This is a genomic window from Zoogloea sp. (assembly GCF_041911615.1).
Lineage (GTDB): Bacteria > Pseudomonadota > Gammaproteobacteria > Burkholderiales > Rhodocyclaceae > Zoogloea.
The window spans coordinates 1-2,227 of sequence record NZ_JAYROR010000004.1; the positions used below are offsets into that span (position 1 = coordinate 1).

A 2,227-nucleotide genomic window follows, 5' to 3' on the forward strand; every position below is an offset into this window, starting at 1 on the left:
AGCGCTTCCGCAGGGATGTTGCCATCCGGGTTGTAGAAGGCCTGCAGCTCGGGTGTCAGCAGTTCGGCCGGCCAGTCGTTGCCGGTTACCGGGAACCAGTGCTCGCGCGGGTAATGGGCGAATTCGGCGTTGGCGAAGGTGTCGCCGAGGTAGTAGTGGTTCCAGAAGTAATTGCACGACAGGCGCTCGAAATACTCGCCCAGCGCGCTGGCCCGGGCGGCCAGCTGGGTCGCGCCCTTGCCGTTGGTGAACATCAGGTGGCAGGCCCGGTTGCGCACATGCACCGACCAGACGTTGTCGACCGGGTTGAGCCAGGAGCATTCCTCGATGTCGAAACCGCGCGCGGCCAGCTTGGCCTGCATCGAGGTGATGGAATGTTCGAGCGAGGCATCCTTGCCCGGTATGAAATGTTCGTTTTGCATCGGGCGTCCTGCCTGAAGGTTTGTCGGGGTGGCGGCGACGGCCGGTTGCGGTCGACCGCGAAAAATGGGCAAATTTGCCCGTTCATTCCTTGCGGCGGCGGGCCGGCAGCGGTTTGCGCTGGCGCTGGCCGGGGCGCCCGGTAGGAGCGGCCGGCTTCGGCTTGGGTACCAGCAGGTTCTTCGCGCTGCCCTGGCTGGCGGCGCGGTGGGCGAGAATCGCTACGCGCAGCGATTCCGGCGCGACTTCGACGGACGGGTGTGAGCCTTGGGGCGTGTAAATGGAAAGCGCGTCCTTCAGGCGGAACAGGCGTTCCGCCGTTTCACCCTTGTGCGGCAGGGTTTGGATGATCTTCTCGGCCGTGGGCGTCAGCGCGAAGCTGTCGTCCGCCGCGTGGAGCAGGCCATGTGCGGCGAGTCGCGAAAAGGACTCGCTCAATTTGTCCTCGCCGGGGATGTTGCCTTGAAGCAGATCGATGGCCGCCACGATGTCGACCGCTGCGGCCGGCCGCCGTTTGGCGGCGAGCGCGGTGGCGAGCAGGAGAAGGACGTCTACATCGTGGATCGGGTGCATGGTCTGGCCTTTGAAACGGGTGAAAAAAACCGGCCGGAGCGGTGCGGTTTTTCGTGAGGGTGGCAGTGTAAGGCCTGACGGTCGAAAATCCGCGCCCGATTTGCCGGAGGGCGGAGGAAATCGTCGGTCGCCGTTCAGAAACCGAGCGACAGCCCCTTGGGGTGGAAGGCCTGGTAGCGGCGGGCGGTCTGGTCGGCCTTGCGGCTCCACGCCTCGGTGGTGGAGGTGAGGTAGTTGAAGTGCAGGCGCGGCTTGCCGGGGCCGGGGTGGCTCTTGAGCAGCAGTTCGACGCAGCGCGGGTGCGGGTGGTGGAAGATCGCACCGTTGGTCGAGATCAGGTAGTTGGCGCATTGCAGCCGGGCGAGCAGGGGTTCGCTGATGTTGGCGACGCTGCCGTGGTGGGCCAGCTTGAAGCCGTCGAGGGCGAGGCGCGCGCCGGGCGCCAGCAGGCGGTCGAGCGAGGCTTCGAGGACCGGCGCCCAGGCGTCGCCGGTGAGCAGGAAGCGCACTTCCGGCTGGCTCGCCGGGTATTCGAGCAGCAGCGCGATGCTGCTGCCGTTGGCGCGGCTGGTGTCGCCGCCGAAGGGCGCGTCGGCGCCGGGTTCGCCGCTGCCGCCGCCGAGGGTGTCGGCGAGATCGGCATCGGTTTCATCGTCGGGCGCGTTGTCGTCGAGGTCATCGTCGGCGCCCAGCACGTCGCCCAGCGGGCGCAGGCTGCGGCTGGCGGCGAGCCGTTCGCGCAGCTTCGCGACGTCGCCCGAGGGCACCCGGGCCGCCTTGAGCTCCTTGGCCCAGTTGTCCTTGAGGTCGAGCAGGCGGTCGTGGTCGGGCGAGAGCAGGGTGAGCCGGCAGGCGCCCGGGAGTTCGACGACCGGCAGCGCGGCGTCGTTGCGGTCGATGGCGGCCAGCGCCCCGGCGAAGCCGAGGTTGTGGACCGCCTGGCCGGTGCGCTGCTCGTAGTCGGCGATCAGCATGCCGAGCAGTTCGCCCTGGACGCCGCCGAGGGCGGCGCCGGCCGGGTCGGGGACGGCGTTGAGCTGGTCGCGGCCGTTGAACCAGATGCGCTCGAAGTGGCAGTCGAGAGCTTCGGCGTCGAGCAGCAGGCGGATGACGCCCTCGATGTGGTCGGCGTCGATGTGGGTGATGACGAGCAGGTCGAAGCGGCGCTCGCCGGCGGGCAGGTGCAGGATGCGCTCGCGCAGGGCCGGGTAGGCGTGGGCCGGGCCGCCGTCGA

Annotated in this window: 3 protein-coding genes; all 3 read right to left on the reverse strand. The window is 68.6% G+C overall.

Annotated elements, in window-relative coordinates; translation table 11 throughout:
• Window positions 1-422 (reverse strand): YcaO-like family protein (locus ACE3P2_RS01075; protein WP_374259917.1); only part of this gene is annotated, 422 nt, incomplete at its 3' end.
• An 82-nt stretch (window positions 423-504) separates the two neighbouring features.
• The gene (locus ACE3P2_RS01080) at window positions 505-993 is read right to left on the reverse strand and encodes a hypothetical protein (RefSeq protein WP_374259920.1); all 489 of its coding nucleotides are present in this window, start codon (window positions 991-993) and stop codon (window positions 505-507) included.
• A gap of 134 nt (window positions 994-1,127) precedes the next feature.
• A partial coding sequence (locus tag ACE3P2_RS01085; protein WP_374259922.1) for a hypothetical protein occupies window positions 1,128-2,227 on the reverse strand: 1,100 nt, incomplete at its 5' end.